At 44.2% G+C, this 21,981-nt stretch carries 16 protein-coding genes; 4 read left to right on the plus strand and 12 right to left on the minus strand.

Going from position 1 to position 21,981, the window contains the following annotated elements:
• Nucleotides 1-53: 53 nt before the first annotated feature.
• Nucleotides 54-1,025 (minus strand): lytic transglycosylase domain-containing protein, encoded by a 972-nt coding sequence (locus tag K6V26_RS12305; protein WP_007658129.1) that lies wholly within the window; start codon nt 1,023-1,025, stop codon nt 54-56.
• Nucleotides 1,006-2,424, minus strand: a complete 1,419-nt coding sequence (locus tag K6V26_RS12310; RefSeq protein ID WP_195586970.1) for a T9SS type B sorting domain-containing protein — start codon at nt 2,422-2,424, stop codon at nt 1,006-1,008. Before K6V26_RS12310 ends, K6V26_RS12305 begins: the two co-directional genes overlap by 20 nt.
• Nucleotides 2,425-2,505: 81 nt before the next feature.
• On the opposite strand from K6V26_RS12310, the gene K6V26_RS12315 reads away from it, so the two are divergent.
• Nucleotides 2,506-4,305, plus strand: a complete 1,800-nt coding sequence (locus tag K6V26_RS12315) for a LysM peptidoglycan-binding domain-containing protein (RefSeq protein WP_195586969.1) — start codon at nt 2,506-2,508, stop codon at nt 4,303-4,305.
• Entirely contained in the window at nt 4,302-4,970 is a 669-nt protein-coding gene (locus K6V26_RS12320; RefSeq protein ID WP_044214351.1) for a porin family protein, read from the plus strand. Before K6V26_RS12315 ends, K6V26_RS12320 begins: the two co-directional genes overlap by 4 nt.
• 5 nt (nt 4,971-4,975) lie before the next feature.
• Here the strand turns inward: K6V26_RS12320 and K6V26_RS12325 are convergent, their stop codons facing one another.
• Nucleotides 4,976-5,131 (minus strand): helix-turn-helix domain-containing protein, encoded by a 156-nt coding sequence (locus K6V26_RS12325; RefSeq protein ID WP_195586968.1) that lies wholly within the window; start codon nt 5,129-5,131, stop codon nt 4,976-4,978.
• A gap of 219 nt (nt 5,132-5,350) precedes the next feature.
• Here K6V26_RS12325 and K6V26_RS12330 point away from each other — a divergent pair, with 219 nt between their 5' ends.
• Nucleotides 5,351-7,666: a glycoside hydrolase family 20 protein gene (locus K6V26_RS12330; RefSeq protein WP_224265465.1), complete on the plus strand. Its 2,316-nt coding sequence runs from the start codon at nt 5,351-5,353 to the stop codon at nt 7,664-7,666.
• A gap of 23 nt (nt 7,667-7,689) precedes the next feature.
• Nucleotides 7,690-10,797, plus strand: a complete 3,108-nt coding sequence (locus K6V26_RS12335; protein WP_394373137.1) for a glycoside hydrolase family 2 TIM barrel-domain containing protein — start codon at nt 7,690-7,692, stop codon at nt 10,795-10,797.
• A gap of 91 nt (nt 10,798-10,888) precedes the next feature.
• Here the strand turns inward: K6V26_RS12335 and K6V26_RS12340 are convergent, their stop codons facing one another.
• The 9 genes from K6V26_RS12340 to K6V26_RS12380 form a co-directional block, all read right to left on the minus strand.
• Nucleotides 10,889-11,752 (minus strand): Rpn family recombination-promoting nuclease/putative transposase, encoded by an 864-nt coding sequence (locus tag K6V26_RS12340; RefSeq protein WP_007658138.1) that lies wholly within the window; start codon nt 11,750-11,752, stop codon nt 10,889-10,891.
• 373 nt (nt 11,753-12,125) lie between these two features.
• On the minus strand, nt 12,126-12,581 hold the full coding sequence (locus K6V26_RS12345) for an HU family DNA-binding protein (protein WP_007658139.1): 456 nt from the start codon (nt 12,579-12,581) through the stop codon (nt 12,126-12,128).
• Nucleotides 12,582-12,737: 156 nt separating this feature from the next.
• Nucleotides 12,738-14,711 (minus strand): RagB/SusD family nutrient uptake outer membrane protein, encoded by a 1,974-nt coding sequence (locus K6V26_RS12350; protein WP_224265466.1) that lies wholly within the window; start codon nt 14,709-14,711, stop codon nt 12,738-12,740.
• Nucleotides 14,712-14,724: 13 nt separating this feature from the next.
• Nucleotides 14,725-17,985 carry a SusC/RagA family TonB-linked outer membrane protein gene (locus tag K6V26_RS12355; RefSeq protein WP_224265467.1) on the minus strand — a complete coding sequence of 1,087 codons (3,261 nt, stop codon included), beginning with the start codon at nt 17,983-17,985 and terminating at the stop codon, nt 14,725-14,727.
• A 373-nt stretch (nt 17,986-18,358) separates the two neighbouring features.
• The gene (locus tag K6V26_RS12360) at nt 18,359-18,820 is read right to left on the minus strand and encodes a DUF4293 domain-containing protein (RefSeq protein ID WP_195586965.1); all 462 of its coding nucleotides are present in this window, start codon (nt 18,818-18,820) and stop codon (nt 18,359-18,361) included.
• A 157-nt stretch (nt 18,821-18,977) separates the two neighbouring features.
• Nucleotides 18,978-19,310 (minus strand): DNA-directed RNA polymerase subunit omega, encoded by a 333-nt coding sequence (locus K6V26_RS12365; protein ID WP_007658146.1) that lies wholly within the window; start codon nt 19,308-19,310, stop codon nt 18,978-18,980.
• 26 nt (nt 19,311-19,336) lie between these two features.
• The gene (locus tag K6V26_RS12370; protein WP_007658148.1) at nt 19,337-20,149 is read right to left on the minus strand and encodes an outer membrane protein assembly factor BamD; all 813 of its coding nucleotides are present in this window, start codon (nt 20,147-20,149) and stop codon (nt 19,337-19,339) included.
• A gap of 67 nt (nt 20,150-20,216) precedes the next feature.
• Entirely contained in the window at nt 20,217-20,642 is a 426-nt protein-coding gene (locus tag K6V26_RS12375; protein ID WP_007658150.1) for an amino acid-binding protein, read from the minus strand.
• Between the two features lie 23 nt (nt 20,643-20,665).
• On the minus strand, nt 20,666-21,967 hold the full coding sequence (locus tag K6V26_RS12380; protein ID WP_007658152.1) for a phenylacetate--CoA ligase family protein: 1,302 nt from the start codon (nt 21,965-21,967) through the stop codon (nt 20,666-20,668).
• Nucleotides 21,968-21,981 lie beyond the last annotated feature (14 nt).

Below are 21,981 nucleotides of genomic sequence, written 5' to 3' on the forward strand. Positions count from 1 at the left end.
GGGAGAAAATCCTGTTCCATCCGAATGGAACTCCGATTACACCCGAAAGGAATTTATCTTACCACCCAAGCCGGGTTATGCACGTACGTGTTTGGTGTCTTGTAATACATATCACTTTGTTTAGGAACCTGAAGCGTATAAGTCTTGCCCAATGTCTGCAATTTCCGGTCGCGCAACCAGGGGTTAAAGCGTTTCAGGTCGGCATAGGTTATATCATACTTCTGTGCAAAAGCAGACAAATCGGGAATATCTGACGAGACAGCCACATCTTCGCAGGCAACCGGCTTGTACAGGTCTTCCGCCCGGAGTACGAAACCATATTTATACGGGTTCTCAAATATCTGTTTGATCGCCATGATACGATAGACGTAACGGCTTGTTTCCTCTACCAGCCAAAGGTCGAAAGTACTGTCGGCTTCCTGTTTGGTCAGTTCGCCGGAGATACGTCCCATACCCGCATTATAGGAAGCAGCCACATTCGCCCAATCGCCATATTTGTCGTAGGCAGCTTTCAAGTATTTACAGGCAGCCTCGGTCGCCTTGGCTACATGGCAACGTTCATCGACCGTCGGAGTAACAGTCAGGCCATATTGTTTGCCTGTCCCTTCCAGAAACTGCCACATTCCCACGGCACGTGCCGGCGACGACACACGCGGGTCCAGATGACTTTCTATCACAGCCAGATATTTGAAGTCATCGGGGATACCGTTTGCCTTCAATATCGGTTCGATAACCGGGAAATAGCGGTTGGCCCGCTTGATCAGTAACATAGTGGTCGAATGGAAATAGGTAAAACTACTCATTTCACGGTCGAACCCTTCACGCATATTATAGCGGGTCAGATCAATAGGTTTACCACAGAAAATAACCGACGCAGGTATATCGGGCGACGATGTCATCGACATCACCACCGGACGCCCGTCCATTACTTTTTCCGAATCGCTTGAGCCGATAGACAAACAAGCAGTCAGGCAAATCAGACCGCCCGACAAAAAACTGAATATACTATTCTTCGATAATCTCATCCTGAATTTGTTTTGATCTAAGAATGTTAATAGAACCTTTTCTCTTTATAGGTTTACCGTCCGAGCCGGTAGCCTCAATCACATAAAAATAAACACCGGGGGCTACATACTTGCCTCCCTTTTTGCCGTCCCAGCCTTTCGACGGGTCCGTCCAATGATACATTTCCACTCCCCACCGATTGAATATCCAACATTTAAAACGGGTCAGAGAGCGATAAGCTACTCTGAACTCGTCGTTAATGCCGGGTGATGTACCGGGCGAAAAAGCATTCGGTACATCGAGGTAAGAATCCGAAATGTTTACCGTAACATCAGGTGGATTTGCCTGGCATTGACCAGTCCGGTCGTTCACTGTTAATTTAACCACGTAAGTACCATTTTGGTTGAAAATAAAAGAAGTTTCCTCTCCGCTAAAGTCCCTCAATAGCGTACCGTTATTCTCTTCGCCTTCTTCATTACCTTCACTGCTTCCTCCGCCTTCATCCTTCCTGTATATCTTCCAATTAAACATAGCAGCAACCGGCGTATTTGCAATTGCCGTAAAATTAAACTCGACCGGAGCAGAGAGGCTGTCGCCTTTTACGACCATATTAGGCACATCTGAAGCATAAGACAAAGTATCTATTTTCATAACAGCCAGCACAGCGACAGCCTGATACATATCAGTAAGCATTGATTTTTCCACACCGAAATGACGGGCAAACTGATCGCCCTTCAACTCTACTTCCGTATCGCTGTAGGGAGGTTCTAAGCTGGCTTTAAACGGATTTCCCGTTATAGTCGCCGTCGCCGTTTTAGGAATAATACTCTGATTATCTCCTTCCGGTATTTCCATTGTCTGATAAGTCACGTCAAACTCACGTTCCAGAAAACCGGGAGTGCCATTAACATCAGGAAGCACATATCTCATATCCTTTATATCGCTTGTACCACCCAGATACATGGCATCACAACCACTTTTTTGTGTATCCACAAACAAACTGGTTATATTGAATTCATATTTGCTATAGTCAATAATCCATACATACCCTCCAGCTTTCGAGTAAGCATCGTCTTCCAATATATAATAACCATATCCTTCTTCTATATTCCGGATAACAGTTGTATTTCCTTCATTTACAGAAGGTATTTTTTCAGCATCCCCTCCAACGCCTGCTTTATTTTTATAGCGGTACCATTGATATGTACTTGATGTAGGGGTATATCGTATTTCCACATTATCCATGCCATACACAAGGTAAACTTCAAATCGGCTACTGGTGTTGCCTTTCTTATTATCAAAAGCAAGATAAGGCGTACCTTTCCCCCCTGTTACCGTATATTTTTGAGCATGTGCTGCAAGTATCAATAACAAAAAACAGAGCGTCCCGATCACTCTTCTTAAACAATTCCTTTGCATATATTATAACCTAATTAGCTTCCAAAATTAGTATTTTATACGGACATACACTATCTTTGCTGCAAATATTCGAATCAGCAAATGAATAAGATTAGTATATACGTATTGACGTTATGCCTGAGTTTTTCCGCTGTCTCCTTGTATTCACAAAACAACAGAGCACGGATCATTACTACTAACGAACTAAATGATAATATATTTTATCATACGATTGAACGGGGACAAACAGTCTACTCGATCGCAACCATGTACGGAGTAACTGTCGACGATATTTATCGCCTGAATCCCGAAAGCCGCGAATCCATAAAGGCCGGAGCCACCTTAAAAATCCCACAAAAGGATGTAAGTTCCGCTCCGATGGGAAACGCTGAAGATAATTATCTGTATCATACTATACAACCCAAAGAAACGCTGTATTCATTATCTGTCCGGTACAAAGTGCCCGGTCCTGATATTATCGCGGCAAATCCCGGATTATCCGTTTCCTCTTTTACCATAGGCAAGACAATCCGTATCCCGGCAACTCCTATAGAGACACTGCCGACCACAGATATAAAGACCGTAACCAAGGAAATCGAATATACGATCGCCAAGAAAGAAACGATGTACCGCATTTGCCGGAAATTCAATGTATCCAGTGCAGAGCTGATCAAAAGGAACCCTGAACTGAAAAACGGAGTAAAAGCCGGTATGGTCATTAAAATACCGGTAGAGACTAAAGAGACAGTGACTGAAACAGCCCCTGCCATGCATGAAAGAGACGTCAATGCCCTTTTGTCGACACCTCAAAAGATCAAGCACGTCAATATGATCAAGGTCGCTTTGTTATTGCCGTTCATGACAAACGAAGCAACTCCTTCTTCCAACACGTTGCGTTTTATTGAATATTACGAAGGTATGCTGCTGGCTGTCGACAGCCTCCGCAACAGCGGTTGTTCGATCGAACTTTCCGTCTTCGATACTGGCAACGGCACCAAGAAGGTAAAAGAAATCCTGAAAGAAGATGCTTTGAAGGAAGCAAACCTGATCATCGGAGCCGTACAGAACGACCAGATCGCCCCTGTTGCCGAATTTGCAGAAAAGAATAACATCAAATACGTGATCCCGTTCACTTCCAAAAACGACGATGTATTATCCAATGCGCATGTATACCAGGTTAATACGCCTCACTCATATTTGTATGCCAAAGCATCCCAAGCTGGTTGCGACCTGTTTGGAAACGATAATATCATCTTTGTAAAAGTGCCCGGTATAGAAGAGAAAGCAGATTTCATCAAAGCCTTCAAAGCAGAAATGAAACAACGGAACATCGCCTGGCGTGAACTGACCTACTCAGCCGAAACATTCCCGGTCGAGATGGAAGCTATGCTCAGTACAAATAAACGAAGTGTGATTATTCCGACTTCCGATTCACTGGATGCACTGAATAAACTCAAATCTCCTCTACGTATGCTGGCTGAGTCTAAACCCGAATGTAATATCACCCTGTTCGGTTATCCTGTATGGCAAACATACACTCGTGAGTGCCTGGATGATTTCTTTGCCTTGAATACATATATATATAGTAACTTCTATGCCGATAACCTTTCGCCCGAAGTTGCCGATTTCTATTCAAAATATAAGACATGGTATAGCAAGAACCTGATCAATACGTTCCCTAAATACGGTATATTAGGATTCGACACCGGTATGTTCTTCTTTGATGCCATCAAAAAATATGGTTCCAATTTCGAAAACAACCTGGATAAGATCCGTTACAAGAGCATACAGACAGGTTTCGATTTTGAACGGGTAAACAATTGGGGCGGATTCATCAATACCAATATATTTATCGTTCACTACCAGAGTGATTTTAACGTAACACGTAGCGAAGTAAGATGATCAGAAAGAGTATAATCACATCCTTTTTGTGCCTGGCCGTTATTATAAGCGCCATGGCACAGCAAAGCAGGTTTCCTCAGGAGGTCTCCGTAGGTGCTTCCTTCGGTATGAACTTCTCGTCCGTAAGTTTCAATCCCAAGGTATATACGAAAATGAAACAGGGATACAATGCCGGACTGGTGCTGCGCTGGAACACAGAAAAGAACCTGGGGTTGCAAACCGAACTGAATTTCAGCCAACAAGGATGGGACGAGGAATTCGAAGAACATCCGACCTACAAATACAGTCGTACGATCAATTATTTCGAAATACCGTTCTTCACTCATATCTATTTCGGCAGCAACAGATTCAAGTTCTATTTTAACCTGGGTCCCAAAATAGGTTATGCCTTCAGCGAAAAGACGGAAACAAACCCGAACGAGACGAATACGAACGCCGGCTCCAATGAGCAACACAACATGGCCATCCAGAAAAAATTCGATTGGGGATTGTGTGGTGGTCCGGGGCTTGAACTGCGTACCGGCATCGGTTATTTCCTGCTGGAAGGACGCTATTATTATGCGCTGGGTGATATTTACGGCAGTCGCAAAAGCGATTACTTCAACAAATCGTCCAGCCAGGTAATCTCCGCACGTATCATTTACCTGCTGCCCATTCGGAAATAAGATTTTCAACTGAAATGTTCCTGTCGGTATTTGGACGGAGTCGTTCCATTAGCTTGTTTAAATACCGTGCTAAAATAACGCTGGTTGGTAAACCCTGCCTTCTCCGAAACCTCCAGGATGCTGAGATTCTTATCCGCCAGCAGTTCCATCACACGGGTCATCCAGAACTTATTTACAGGAAAACACAGTTCATTACCATTTGCGTAGCGACATAGTTCACAATCGAATAATATACAAGAATCAACACGAATATCCTTTTATGGACAAATATTGAAGTTTTTTGTACAAATCCGGACATAAACCTATAACCATACATCTACATTTGCAACAGCATACTCCGGTAGCATAAAACAATATTGTTAACATTAAAAGTATATCAAATGACAAAAAGCAAACTCCTTCTTTTTTTCTTTATTGTCTGGTTGATTACCGGATGTACCACCACTGATCCGGTCCCAATTAATATTGTCCCGCTACCGGAACAACAAGTAGCCGGAAACAGCCATTTCACATTCAGCAAGAATACTGTCATCCAGGTCGAGAACCGGGAACAGGAACCGATTGCAGGATTATTAGCTGATTTGTTTACCTCCTCTGCCGGATTTACCCCTATGGTAAACACTGGTTCGTCCGCCGCTTCCGCCTCCGTCATTTTTTCTACCGACACAACACTCGTAAAGGAAAGTTATAAACTGGACATAACTCCTTCCCGTATCTCCATCAACGCAGCAGATAAAGCAGGTTTCTTCTATGCCATACAATCAATTCGCCAGCTACTTCCTCCAGCTATAGAAAGTAAGGAACCGGTTAACAATATCCAATGGAACGTACCAACACTAGGCATTCAAGATAGCCCACGCTTTCCCTACCGCGGATTAATGCTCGATGTTTCCCGCTTTTTCATTCCTAAAGAAAATATAATCAAAATCATTGATTATATGGCCATGCTGAAACTGAACAAACTACATCTGCATCTGGTCGACGGAAACGGTTGGCGACTGGAAATAAAAAAATATCCCCGATTAACGGAGATCGGAGCCTGGCGTGTTGCCCGCGAAAGCGATTTCTCCCAACGCAAAAATGCCCAGCCAGAAGAACCAACACCTGTAGGGGGCTTCTACACACAGGAAGACATGAAAGAAATTATCGCCTATGCCGGAACACATCAGGTTGAAATTATCCCGGAAATAGAGATGCCGGCACATACCAATTCTTCACTGGCTGCCTATCCGGAACTGGCATGTCCCATAGTTAAAGATTTTATCAGCGTCATTCCGGGTATGGGTGCACATGCATCCGAAATCGTCTATTGTGCCGGAAACGACAAAGTATTTTCCTTCCTGGAAGATGTGATAGATGAAGTTGCAGACCTCTTTCCTTCCCACTATATTCATCTGGGAGGCGATGAAGCCTCCAAAAGATACTGGAAAGAATGCCCACTTTGTCGGGCACGGATGAAAGTAGAAGGCATCACCGACGTCGAGGATTTACAGGGCTATTTCATGAACCGCATGGCTGACTATGTAAAAAGCAAAGGTAAACAGGTTATGGGCTGGGATGAACTGACCAATAGCAAAATACCTGAAGATGCCGTTATTTACGGCTGGCAGGGATTAGGTACTGCCGGGTACAAAGCCGGAAAACTCGGTCATAAATTTATCATGACCCCGGCACGTGTGCTTTATCTGATTCGCTACCAAGGTCCGCAATGGTTCGAGCCTCGTACTTATTTCGGTAATAACACACTGAAAAATGTGTATGACTATGAACCCATACAACCGGAATGGGAACCAGAGGTAACAGCAAACCTTTTAGGTGTTCAAGGTTCGTTATGGACCGAATTTACCAACTCTCCCGAAGATGCCGAATACCTCATCTTCCCCCGTCTGGCCGCCGTTGCCGAAATAGCCTGGTCGGGAAAAAACCGGAAAGACTGGCCCGGCTTCCTGAAACGCCTGGATGTATTAACACAACATTATGACTATCTGGGAGTAAATTATGCCCGTTCCATGTTCAACATCGACCATCTGGTAACAGGCAATAACGATACATTGAAAGTTACCCTCACCTGTATCCGGCCGGATATGGAAATACGTTATACGACTGACGGGAACGAACCGGTCGCCACATCATCCCTGTACACCGACTCTCTGGTTGTCACCAACGATATCACAATCAACGCTGCAACCTTTGCCAACGGCAAACAAATGGGAAAAACCCTGACCCTCCCGCTCCATTGGAACAAGGCCACCGCCCGCCCCGTTCAGGATGGAAACAACCAGACATACCGCCTGACCAACGGATTACGGGGTAGCAACAAACAATCCGACTTCGAATGGTGCGGCTGGTACGACGAAGATGCGACCTTTACGATCGACTTGGGAAAAACGGAGGCAATAAATGAAATAACAATCGGCTGCATCACCAATTACGGAATGGGCGCACATATCCCTGGCCGGATTACGTTGTCCGTCTCAGACGACAACCAGACATATACGCAGGTTGCAGAACGCAGTTTTACTCCGGAAGAAATATTCCGCGAAGGTATCCGCATCGAAGACAAGACATTCGACAATCTGAAAGCAGCAGGCCGTTACCTGAGAGTCGCCCTGAGGAATCCCGGCAAATGCCCGGACGATCATACACGTCCCGGACAAGGCACCTGGATGTATATAGATGAAGTCACAGTACAATAAAACATATCAATTCTAAAATACAAATGAGAAAAACGAGGTTATCTATTTTCGCTCTGTGCTGCCTGGGGATGCTCCAGGCGGCTACAGGGTCGACAGACAACAACAAGCCCGAGTGGCAAAGCCAGTACGCAACCGGACTCAACAAACTGGAACCGCATGCTTACGTCTGGCCTTTTGAGAACGAGAAAGCCGTGTCCGTACGCGACCACGAATCGTCCCCCTGGTACCAGAGCCTGAACGGAAAATGGAAATTCCACTGGACAAAGAACCCGGACAACCGCCCGAAAGATTTCTACAAGCCTTCTTTCTATACCGGAGGATGGGCAGATATCAACGTTCCCGGCAACTGGGAACGGCAGGGATACGGTACCGCCATCTACGTAAACGAAACGTATGAGTTCGACGACCCGATGTTCAATTTCAAAAAGAATCCGCCTTTCGTCCCTTATGAAGAAAATGAAGTCGGCTCTTACCGCCGCACTTTCACTGTTCCGGCAAACTGGGACGGCCGCCGCATAGTTCTCTGCTGCGAAGGCGTCATTTCTTTCTATTATGTATGGGTGAACGGGGAAAAACTAGGATATAACCAGGGTTCTAAAACCCCGGCAGAATGGGATATTACCGATAAGCTGAAACCGGGCGAGAACACTGTAGCCCTGGAAGTCTATCGCTGGAGCAGCGGTTCCTACCTGGAATGCCAGGACATGTGGCGCCTGAGCGGTATCGAACGGAGCGTCTACCTCTACAGCACGCCCCGGCAGTATATTGCCGACTACAAGGTGGTATCCACTCTCGACAAGAATACTTACAAAGACGGTATCTTCAACCTGGACGTTCAGATTGCCGGTCCTGCCAATCCGGACAGCCGCATCGCTTACCAGCTGAAAGATGCCGACGGCAAAACAGTCCTGAAAGAGGAAGCTAAAATCCCTGCTGGAGAAAACAGCCGGATTATATTCAAAGAAGCGACAATCCCCGGTGTAAAAGCCTGGAGTGCCGAACATCCGAACCTGTACACGCTCGTCCTCTCCCTGAAAGACGCTGGTGGCAAAGAAACCGAACTGACCGGAGGCAGAGTAGGCTTCCGCACGTCCGAAATCAAAGACGGCCGCTTCTGCGTGAACGGCGTACCGACATTGGTGAAAGGGACCAACCGCCATGAACATTCGCAACTGGGCCGTACGGTCAGCCGCGAACTGATGCTGAAAGATATCGAGTTGATGAAGCAGTACAACATCAACACCGTACGCAACTCCCACTACCCGACCGACCCGTTATGGTACGAACTTTGCGACGAATACGGCCTCTATATGATCGACGAAGCCAACATCGAATCGCACGGAATGGGATACGGTCCCGAATCGCTGGCTAAAGACAGTACCTGGCTCCCGGCCCATATGGACCGCACCCGCCGGATGTACGAACGTTCCAAGAACCATCCCTGCATCGTAATCTGGTCGCTGGGCAACGAAGCCGGCAACGGCATCAACTTCGAACGTACCTACGACTGGCTGAAATCGGTCGAGAAGAACCGCCCCGTACAGTACGAACGTGCCGAACAAAACTACAATACCGACATCTATTGCCGCATGTACCGCAGCGTAGACGTAATCAAAGAATATCTGAACCAGAAGGAACCGAAAATCTACCGTCCTTTTATCCTCTGTGAATATGTGCATGCGATGGGTAACAGTGTTGGCGGCCTGAAAGAATACTGGGACGTATTCGAAGACGAACCGATGGCACAGGGCGGTTGCGTCTGGGATTGGGTGGACCAGTCTTTCCGCGAACTGGATGAGAATGGCAATTGGTATTGGTCGTATGGCGGCGATTACGGTCCTAAAGGTATCCCTAGCTTCGACAACTTCTGCTGTAACGGCCTGGTCAATGCCGACCGCGAACCGCATCCGCATCTGAACGAAGTGAAAAAAGTCTACCAATATATCAAGACAAAGCTGACAGACGAACACAATCTGACCCTCTCCATTAAAAACTGGTACGACTTCAGCAACCTGAATGAATATACCTTAAACTGGCAGTTGGTTACAGACGACGGCCGCACTGTCCGCCAGGGAACGGAGACCGTCGATTGCCTCCCCCACGAGACAGCAACATTGACACTAGGCAAAACCGTTTTGCCGAAAGACTGCAAAGAAGTCTTCCTGAACCTGAGCTGGACACCCAAGCAGGCACGTCCGTTCCTGCCTACCACCCATGAAGTAGCTTACGACCAGTTTGTGTTGGTAGCCAATAAAAACTATCAGCCGAAATATCCGAGTCTGAAAGCGTCCGCCCTGAAACAATCCGGCAACACGTTCAGCAACGACCGTATAAGCATCTCTTTCTCTCCGGAAACAGGAGCCATGACATCTTACAAACTCGATGGTAAAGAGTTACTTTCAACCCCTCTCACCATCAGCCTGTACCGTCCGATTACCGACAACGATAACCGCGACCGCAATGGTGCCCGCCTCTGGAAAGCCGCCGGCCTCGACAAACTCAGCCAACAGACAACAGCCTTCCGCACAGCTAAGAACAGCGTACAGACAACCCTGGCACTACTGAATGACAAGTCCGAAACAGTAGGGACAGCGACACAGCACTATAGTGTCAACCCTGACGGCACAGTAAAGATAGCAACTACCTTTACCCCGGACACCACCATCGTCAAATCGTTGGCACGTATCGGACTGACCTTTGAAATGCCTGCCGAATATGCACAGGTTTCCTACCTGGGGCGTACCGGAGAAACCTACACAGACCGTATCCAAAGCGGCCGTATCGCCATCGACCGGACAGACGCGGAACGTCTGTTCCATTATTACGTCAAACCGCAATCGACAGGTAACCGCACGGATATGCGCTGGGCAACAATCACCAACGAAGCCGGTAACGGCCTGCACGTAACGGCCGCCCATCCATGGCAATTCAGTATCGTTCCTTTCGCGGATAGCAATATCGATGCATCCACGCATATCAACCAACTGAAACGAAGCGGCACAGTCACCGTCCATCTGGATGCTGAACAGGCCGGCGTAGGAACAGCTACCTGCGGCCCGGGTGTATTACCTCAATACCTCGTTCCGGTAAAGAAGACAATGTTCGAGTTTGTTATCCGGCCGATAAAATAACAGACTGCTGCAAACTTTATTCATATTACAAAAAATCCCGGAGAGAAAAATTCCCCGGGATTTTTTATGGCTATCTTTTTAATATAAATCTTTAAAGCTGTTCGATCTCTTCGGAGGTCATACCGGTTGCTTTCATTATGACATCAGTCGATATTTGCATCGCTTTCATGTTTTGAGCAGTTCTTTGTAAAGCTTCTTGCTGACCTTTTTCCAGACCTTTTTCCATGCCTCTCTTCAAACCTTTCTCCTCGGCTTGTTCGATAGCATATTCAGTCGTACATCGCCAATCACGATAACGCTTCAGGACTTCGTCATACACGTCACGTTCATGGGATGTCATTGCATTCACGTTTGCAGCATCGAGTATGCGACGAAACGCTTCATTTTCCTCCTTGAAAGGAGACATATCAAATATATCCATATTCTTCAATATATAAATCAGATTTTCAAAAGGAGTTACGCATTCCTCTTTACTCAAATTAAACAACTCAAACGAAATATAGATCTGTTTCAGTTTGATTTCACCAAAAGATTCACCTGTTTCTTCATTCGCCAAGACTACGTTCGTTCGCCAGGAATAAAATTCCGGCAAACTGAAGTTCAACAAGTAGATACCATACACAGGAAGAAGTTCATACTTCCACCCCGAACCTATCTGTCCCTGACGGGAGATCATTCGGCAAATATAATAAAATCCACGGTTAAAAAAATAGCGTTGGGGACAATTCTGCATCTCCAAAATAAACTTCGTCCCATCCACATCTTCACAAAGGCAATCGAAAATAACTGTGCGCTGGTCCAATGACTCGGGTAAAATTTCTTTATCCAGGTAAGTCAAGTCTTTAACTTGTCGCTCGCCCTCCAAGGCGGCATTGATAAAGTCGATAGCTACTTGTTTGTTACCGAATACGGCTTTGAAGCCGCGATCTAACATAATGTTTACGTACTGTTCCATAGTACAAGGTTTTAAATGGTTGGACGTCCGATAGTGAACGATGTGCCAAAGGTAAAAATCTTTTATGGAATAAAAAACAAAATATATATAAATGTAAAATATATCAAAACCTACACCTGAATAAGGGAAAACTTATAAGTTCCTCATCTCGAAATTCCGACTTCTTCATCTCATGAAATAAACTTCTTCATCTCGCAAAGCCGACTTCTTCAAGTTTCGGAAAAGACTTCTTGATGTTTCAAAACAAATCTCTTCATGTTTCAGAGTTTACTCCTTCATGTTACAAAACAGAGTTCTTCAACTCAAAAAGCCGGAATAAAAAATCCCCTCCGGAAAACCGAAGAGGAAATTTTAATCATTCAGAAAATAGAAATTATTCAATCTCCGGACGGTCACTGCCAGACTCGCCAGAACCACCACCGGTATTTGTTTTACCTTCAACCAGCTTGTCGATCCATACAAAGTCCACTTTTTGCATAGCAGCCTTCAATTCTTCTCCGGGCTGGAAATTAATATTTACACAATTAATATCCGTAGCCTTCAGATCTTCTTTTTTATCCTTGCCCCTACTGTTAAGGGATGGGGAAAATGTACCCCAGTCACCTAGTTTCACACTATGACCGTCTGCCATCAGACGTTGGATTACCTTCCGAAGTTGGCGGATAGACATCAACGCTTCCGACGGATTGAGAGTCGTCTCGTCGGCAATGAGCTCGGCCACTTTCGTTTCCGGCACCAATCCGGTAGAGTTCTGAACGGCATACCATTTTTTCGGTGCGTTCTTATCCCGCGGATTAGCCCTCTGGATTGCTCTAATTAATATTGCCATAATAAATAGTTTTAAAGATTCTTACTTGAAATATCCGATAATTCGATGATATCAGCTCAAAGGTTTCCCCTCTTCACAGAGGAGGAAACCTTCCACATCAATTATGCTAATACCTATGAAATCTATGCTCTGTTATCTTTCAGAGTTCATATATCATTATTTAACCTTCGGGCCTTCATCTGCGACAAGAGGCCATCCCGGATTTTGATAAATCACAGAAGTTGTCAAGTCGCCCGGATTCTCAGCCGTATTACGGAAATGTATAATTGAAATTGGATTCAAATAATGGGCATCACACCAATCATATCCTTTACCATACATCAGGTTAGAAACCTTGTTGATAATCTCATAAGGACGGAGGTAAGTACTTCTATCCGGAGAAGATACATTTGCCACATCAGAACCGTCTGCAACGAGATTTATCCCCTGGTTTGCATATTCGTGAGACAATCCGGATTCCCACAAATTTATACCTTCAGGTTGCCAGGTAGCATTCAATTGATCCAATGCTCTCCAACGTTTCAGGTCAAACATACGCAAACCTTCTTCCATCATCTCGCAACGGCGTTCTCGACGAATATTATATAGCAACGGCGTTACCTGTTGACCGGCAGAATACACCGCCCAATCGCTTTCCTTACCAAGGTCTGTTGCTGCTACCGTTACATTATAATCACTCGGCAAGCCAGCTCTTTCACGTAGCTGTCTCCAGTACCCCTGTGCTTTTCCATCAATACTGGTACCATTATTTTCGATACAGGAAGCCTCTATGTAATTCAGATAAGCTTCGGTAGCACGAAAGATCGGAGAACCCTCTTCAGATTCGTTCCAATCGCGGCTCCAGTTATTAGACAACCCTTTGCGCAGTTGATAACCGGTTACATTACGACTTTCTGCTTTTGCCAGAATATTTGGCAATGAAGACAATGTATCCACAAATTCCACCTGTCCATCCGTCAAAATTTCATTCGGAGTCATCATGAAAAGTTGTAAACGTTCATCACGATCTGCACGGACATCTTTTACCGACATATCACCTTTATATCCGCTACCGTTTGCATAAACAGGAAGTCCGTTCTTCATCAGGAAAGTTTCCACAAACTGACGGGTAAAACCACTATTACCTCCTACACGGATATAGAAACCGGCAGAATGCCTTATATTTAAACCAATACTATAATCTCTCCACAAAAGAATTTCAGGATAACCGCTCATGTCATTAGATGAGAACTGAGCGAAATAAGGATTATTCATCTTTGCCAATCCATCCGCCCATACATGGTTGTTTGTCGCCAAAGGTACATTGTCAGCAACCGCTGCTGCTGCATCCTTACATTCTTTTAGGAAAAAGGCAATTTCACTTTGGGCATTATAATCGCTTTGAGTACCCGGATAACCTGGTCCGTTCGGAACAAATGCCGTGTTAGCATGATAGGTTTCCCAGCTGGCTTCATACAATGCTACACGCGATTTTACCAGGTAAGCTGCTTTTTTGGTAATACGGTTAGTTCCGCCTGTCGGATTATCAGACAAGAACCCGATCGCTTTGTCTAAATCCTCCAAAATAAAACGGGCAACCAAATGACGCGGTTGACGTTTACTAGCCTCAACCAATATAGGTTTGTCATCCGGCAATGTTTCCTTTACAATCGGGAAATCACCGAAAGTCTGTAATTTGCTGAAATATTTCCAGGCACGCAGAAAATATATCTCTCCGATATAATGTTTCACCATATCTATAGAACCGGTTAAAGTCCCTTCCTCATAACGAGGTATAACCGTTTCCAAAAAGTAATTACAATTATAAATCCCGGAGAAATAATAAGGGTCATCAGAATCTTTATCATAATGATCCTTCACTCTCCACTCACCCGGTACCCACCTGGTGTCATACGAACTTGTTGCTTGGTTATCTGTATGGTTATCACCAGCCCAAATGCCGATTCCAGCCCCCTGATGTGTCGTAAAACTATATTGTTTTAATGCATAAGCTCCCAAATCGGCATCTGACCATAGATAAGTATCTGGTGTAACAGCTGCAATCGGAGTTTTATCCAGAAAATCGTTACAAGATGGCAACAACATCAAACTACTAGCTAACAAAATAGCATATTTATTAAATAATTTCATATCTGTCTTCTAATTAAAAGTTAACACTAACACCTGCTGAATATGTACGAGTCAGCGGATAAGAACCAGAACCATTTCCATAATCTCCAATACCAAGCGTTTCAGGATCAATACCCTCGGGAATACCGGTAATTGTAAACAGATTTTCACCTGAGAAAAATATTCTTAAATTTGAGATACCTACTTTTTGTGTCCATGTATTTGGTAATGTATATCCCAATTGAAGGTTCTTCAAACGGATATAAGCAGCATTCTCAAGATAGGCAGTCTGTGTTTCCCTATTCTTACCACTAGACGTTAGACGCGGGAATTTGGCATCTTTATTTGCTCCTAACCAAGTGTCTCCATCCGGACGATAAAAATCATAGTTTGTTTCAAACATAGCAGAATTCCAGATGCCTCCGCCATTCCCCCAATAAACCAAATGTCCATTTCCGAAAGCCCAATCTCTCTTCGCAACTCCTTGGAAAAACAAACGCAAATCAAAACCCTTCCACGCAGCATCCAAATCAAGTCCGAATTTGAAACGCGGTGTACTGTTTCCGATAATTGTCCGGTCACCCGGATCGTCAATAGTATTACCCTTTGTGATCTTTCCGTCACCATTCAGATCGGCATACATAACATCACCTTCCACCCAGGTAGAGGTTCCCAAACCACCTTGCCCTCCGTTCGGCAAAGAAGCAATATGAGCATCCATTTCTTCCTGCGATTTAGCAATACCGATAGTTGTTAATCCCCAAATCTCATTCAAATATTGTCCTTCACGCCAGGTTGAAAGTGAACCACTTTCATTCGGATACTTCAGCACTTTTTGACGATCGTCAGATAACAACAGATGTACGCCATAACGAAAATCGTTTATCTGATCCCTCCAAGCAACATCCAATTCAAAACCAGCTGATTGCATATCTGCATTATTGGCTTTTGGCACAGCAGTACCTAAAATAATCGGAAGTTCGGGAGCTGGTCCTACCATGTCAAATGTTTTCCTAACGAAATAATCAAAACTCATAGTCAAACGATTACTCAACATTCCCAAATCAAAGCCGACATTCCAGGAACTCATTGTTTCCCAGGTCAGTGAAGCTGAAATCAATCCAGGAGCTGTAGAGCTATTCTGACGTTCCCCATTGATTAACCATGAATTTTCAGTCGTATTGGAAGAAGGGTAGAAAGGCATTGTCTGGATATACGGATACAAATTTACAGTATTCTGGTTACCTAGTTGTCCCCATGAACCACGTAATTTCAGATTATTGATAATATCCGTATACGGCTCCATAAACGCTTCACGAGCAATGTTCCAACCAGCCGAGAAAGAGGGGAACAGGTTCCAACGCTGATCGCTTGCAAAACGGGAAGTTCCATCATAACGTAAGTTCACTTCAGCCAAGTAACGTCCAGCATAGTCATAGTTAATACGTCCGAAGAAACCGGCTGTCGCCCAATGGTTACGACCTCCTGCCAAATATTCTTTTCCTGTAGCAACAGTAATATCCGTCACACTTTCAGAAATCAAATCTTCTTTTTGTGCACCCACTTTTCTCCAGTAATTAGATTCGGACTGGTAACCGACCATTGCCTTAAGCGTATGGTCCTTCAACTGATATGTATATTCACTGTATATATTCGCATTAAAGAAATTAGTACGCTCTGAATAAGTATTCATGCTCGACTTTGCTCCGGAAGCATAATAAACATCCCCGGCAACATTCCACTGTGGAATCTTATATCTAGGTTCGTCAGCCATTAGATTTATTGTCTTATAGTTAAACTCCACAAATGTTTTCCAATTCTTGATTGGTTCGATTTCAAACTGTAGCTGTTGATACATCCAATCTGTCTGATGTTTGTTATTTCCACCCCACATCAAATCTTTAGTAAGTCCTACCAAATAATTCCCATTTGGGTCAAATACCGGTTCAGTAGGCCAACGACGCTGTGTATTATAATAGAAAAGATGGTCGTTCAACGTGTTCGGCTGATCTAAATCCTTACGGATAAATTTAGTACTATAATTCGTTTTTAGCCAAGGAGCCAGTTGAGCATTAATTTTTGCGGTAAAATTGTACCGTTTCATATCTTCATCCCCATAACGAACAATACCATCCTGCTTCATATAATTGGCAGAAAGATAATATTGGTATTTATCATTACCCCCATTCACACTCAAAGAGTGTTCATGAGAGAAACCTGTACCACCAAAAATCTCTTTTAACCAATCATTATTATCATTACCTTTCCAATCCCATATAGTTGGAGTATTTTCTGCCGGAATGGTTGTATTTGTATTCGTCCCGTTCAAAAAAGCTTCAATACGCGCCAAATGCTCTGGCTTAAATTGAGGAATCTCACTGTCATTTAGACTAATTTGGTTTAGGAACTTAGCATAGTCATAAGAATTAGCCACCTTCGGCATATTGATTGCACTGGACCAACGGAGACTATTATTATAGTTAACGCTCACTTTTCCGCTCTTACCTTTTTTAGTCGTAACCAAAATTACCCCATAAGGAGCACGTGAACCATAAATAGAAGAAGCGGCGGCATCCTTCAAAACAGAGATATTCTCAATGTCATTTGGATTCAACATATTCATATCGCCTTCCATACCATCAATCAAAACCAATGGAGAAGCTTTTGCCACCTTAGTATCCAGCGTACCGGTACCACGAATATTGATATCCATCGTACTGCCGACCTTAGCACCCTGGCCTCCGTAACTGAAGTTCATACCGGGGACCAATCCCTGCAAGGCTTGCGTAACATTAGATACCGGACGTGAAGCCAGTTCTTCCGCATTAACAACCGAAACAGAACCGGTCAGGTTCACCTTCTTCTGCGTACCGAAACCCACGACAACAACTTCATCCAAAGCCTGCGAATCATCCTGCAAAACAATGTCCAAATTTTGTTGATTCGTGATTTTAATCGTTACATCTTTATAACCGATAAATGAAACTTTCAGGGTGGCTCCCGCCGGCACATTCAATGAGAAACTGCCGTTCACATCGGTTATAGTACCAATCGTGGTACCTACAACCGCGACATTCGCTCCAATAACAGTTTCGCCGGTAGCATCTTTCACAACGCCTTTTATTGTCCGCTCGCTCTGTTGGGCAATAAGGTTTCCGGCACTTTCTTTAATAGTAGGATCAGAGGCCTCCAAGCCTTTTCCTGTGTCCGCTTTCGATGAAGCGGCAGAGAATAAAAAAAGAAGGGCAAACGCCACATTCCAGTTTTTCATTCCTCGGAAGTTTTCTTTCTTCATGTTAAATGTCATTTTTCTTTTAAGTTTTTTCCTTGATAATTTTTTACTCTGATAGATCTCTAAGGATGGTTTTTTAATTCCTTTTCCTGAATTGTGTTCTCTTTTTTTAAATCATAGGCATTTTTTTAATAATTTCACACAGCAAAAGAAGTAATATGGAAATGGTTCGATATCCAATATCAGATAAAGAATGTTCGTTTTTTAATAAATCTCTTATTAAACAACCTATATAGAACACTCAAGGATAATACATGACATTATTCCGGTTAAATCCTGATCTTGTTAACAAACAAAAAAACGCAGCCACGTTATTTGAAAACGTGACTGCGTCTGACATATATCCTCCACCCTTCAACAGGATGGTATTTTATACTTATCTCAAGCGGTCGAGCGAACGAACCAGTGCTTCATCCGCACCGATGTTACGGATAGCCAGATAATCCAGAATCAATGCGATTATCGGGAAAGAAAGGGCAATCTTCACACTCAGCGCTGCACCAGCCAGCTGATCTTTCAATATCCATACAAAGAAACCGAACAGGGCATAGAAACCCAGCATCAGGATTGCATTAAAGATACAAAGACGAATCTGAAGAATTCTTTTCTTAAATAAGAAGATCGTTATCAACGCCAGAATGGAGATCACTGCCGTCAAAGCAAAAAGTCCCCAGGTCGGATAAACGAGTTCCGGTTCAGCAGCGATCGTGCTTACGCCTGTTGCATCAAAAGAGTAAAACTGGTCTCCCGCCTGCAACATGGCAAGAGGTAAAAACAATGTTGCGACCATTAAGGCCACGATAATAAGCAAGTAAACTGTTTGTATTCTTTGTAACATAATTCTTAAAGTTGACAGTTGACAGTTGACAAGTGACAGTCAAAGAGAGATAGGAAACGGACTAATAAAAATGGACAATTGCATTTTTATTAATTACAATTGCCCATTATATTTGGAACATTTCACTGTCAACGGTTACTTGTCGACCATCAACTCGTTAAAAGTTATTCTTTTCTTTAGCAGGGTTCTTATAGTAAACCTTACCTTCTTCATATTCCTGAGCAGCGATCAGAGTCGGCTTCGGAAGCTTTTCATAATAACGGGAGATCTCGATCTGCTCTCTGTTTTCGAAAACTTCTTCCAGGTTATCGTTATAAGAAGCAAATTCCTGAAGTTTCTTTTCCAAGTCCTGCTTCATTTCAACACTAATCTGGTTAGCCCGTTTTCCGATGATCATTACTGTTTCATATACATTTCCCGTGTCGGCTGACAACTTCATCATGTCACGGGTTACCGTATTCGAAGGGGCGCTAGACTTTCTGTAATCCATTTTACTTTATTGATTAAATAATATCGTTAATACGCATCTGTTATTCTCTTGCTGGCATAATCGTAGAACTTCTGTGCCTGTTTTACGTATTTGCCTTCCGGATATTCGTTCATGTAAGTGTAGTATTCATCCACTACCTCACGATAACGACCCTGCAACTTTTCTTCCACACTGGCAATAGCCTGTTCATACTTCGAACGCAAAACATAGAACATAAACTCTTCCCTGTATTTGGAATAAGGATAGTTCTTCAAGGCATTCTCGGCAGTGATCACGGCAGACAAATAGTTATTGTCGCGCATGTAAGTACCCAGGTTATAATACAATCTTACAGCCAGTAATTCCTTGTAAGCCAGTTTCTCCTGCAATTCAAACATGATCTTCTGGGCTTCGGCGGCACGTTCGCTCTGCGGATAATACTCCAGATAGAGCTGCAACTGGTTAATAGCTTCATACGTCTGCGTCTGGTCTAACCGCGGATCGGGAGAGTCCAGATACAAACCATATCCCGAATAATAGCGAGCCAATTCCGTGTACTCGCCTTTCGGATAGGTGGTGTAATACGTATTAAAGTATTGCGAAGCCGTCTGATAATCTTTTTGTCCGTAATAGCTCTGAGCCAGCAGGTACAAAGATTCTTCGGCATAAGCAGTTCCTTTAAAGATTGTAACCAGTTCATCCAGCAGGGTAGCGGACTTGTTGTATTGCTTTGCATTGAAATACTTCTTTGCATACGAATACTTCAACTCATAGTCCGTACTTTTCAATATCTTGTTATATTCCCCACAGGAGGATAACAAGACCGTAATCATCATCAATAAAAATACAACCTTTTTCATTCACATACTTTTAGCGCGCAAAGTTACATTTTTTATTGCAAAATAACGAAGCGCATAACGTTAATATTTACAACTTATATAAATCGCTGGCAGCAATAAGCTCCAGTTTGTTGGCTTTCAGAACCTCCGCACACTTCTCCACATTGTCGGGGCGGATGATCACATTAGCGGCCTCTCCTTGCGAGAAAGCATACATATATTCGACAAATATACCTGCCGAGGTTATGATCTCCATCGCCTTCGCCAACGCACCGGGCTGGTTGGGGCAATGCAGGCACACCACATCAGCCACACTCACCGCATATAATTTTTCACGAAGTACCTGAATTGCTTTGTCTGTGTCCGACACGATCAGACGCAGGATACCAAAATCGGAATTCTCCGCCACCGTAAAGGCTGACATGTTCACTCCGGCTTCACCCAAAATCTTTGCCACTTCCGTAAAACGGCCTTTCTTGTTTTCAAGAAAGATTGATAATTGTTTAATTAGCATAGCACTTTACTATTTTTAGGGTTTTAAACTAACTTACGATTGTCGATCACGTGTTTCGCCTTACCCATACTGCGTTCAAGGCTACGCGGTTCCACAATCTTTATATCAGGCTGAATGCCGATCACGCTCTGCATACGGGCGGCGATCTTCTTTTTCAGCGCGATCATCTTGTTCATTTCATCCGAATAATAATCCGGTCGTACTTCCACCTGGATCTGGAAAGTATCGGTGTTGTTCACACGGTCCACCACGATCAGGTAATGCGGTTCGAATTCCGGCATTTCCAGCAATACGGATTCAACCTGCGACGGGAATACGTTGACACCACGGATGATCATCATATCGTCGCTACGGCCGAGGATACGGCCCATACGGACAGCGGTACGGCCGCATTCGCACTTTTCATAGATCAGGTGCGTCAGGTCACGCGTACGGTAACGGATCATCGGCATACCTTCCTTGGTCAGGGTGGTAAATACCAACTCGCCTTGTTCACCTTCAGGCACAGGTTGCAAAGTGACCGGATCGACGATTTCCGGGAAGAAATGGTCTTCCCACAAGTGGGTACCGTTCTGGCATTCGCATTCGCCACCGACACCGGGACCGCAGATTTCTGTTAATCCGTAGATATCGTATGCTTTAATATTCAGTTTCTGTTCCAGTTCCTTACGCATATTTTCCGTCCAGGGTTCCGCGCCGAACGCTCCTACCCTCAGTTGGAATTCCTCCAAAGGAATGCCCGAATTATGGATCGTTTCCGCCAGATACAGAGCATAAGAAGGCGTACAAGCCAGACCTTTCGCCCCGAAGTCGTGCATCAACTGAATCTGTTTCTGCGTGTTACCACTACTCATCGGAATTACGGTACCACCGATATTTTCCACGCCAGCATGAGCACCCAGACCTCCGGTAAATAAACCATAACCGTAAGATACCTGCACAGAGTCATTCTTCGTAAGTCCGTAAGCCGTCAGGCAGCGTGCCACCACTTCTGACCAGATCGACAAGTCCTTACGGGTATATCCCACAACAATAGGTTTTCCGGTCGTACCGGAAGAGGCATGCAAACGAACAATCTCGGACATCGGCACTGCCATCAGTCCGAACGGATAATTATCTCTTAAATCCTGCTTTACCGTAAACGGCAGCTTGGTAATATCTTCAATTGATTGAATATCATCCGGGGTAATACCCATCTCCTGCATTTTCTTGCGATAGAAAGGAGTATTATGATAAACGTGTTCGACAACCCGTTTCAACCGGATGCTCTGTAATTTCCGCATTTCTTCGCGGTCCATACATTCAATAGTTTCGTTCCAAATCATGGTATCAGTTTGTT

Origin of the sequence: Parabacteroides goldsteinii (assembly GCF_020091425.1) — a bacterium.
Classification (GTDB): domain Bacteria; phylum Bacteroidota; class Bacteroidia; order Bacteroidales; family Tannerellaceae; genus Parabacteroides; species Parabacteroides goldsteinii.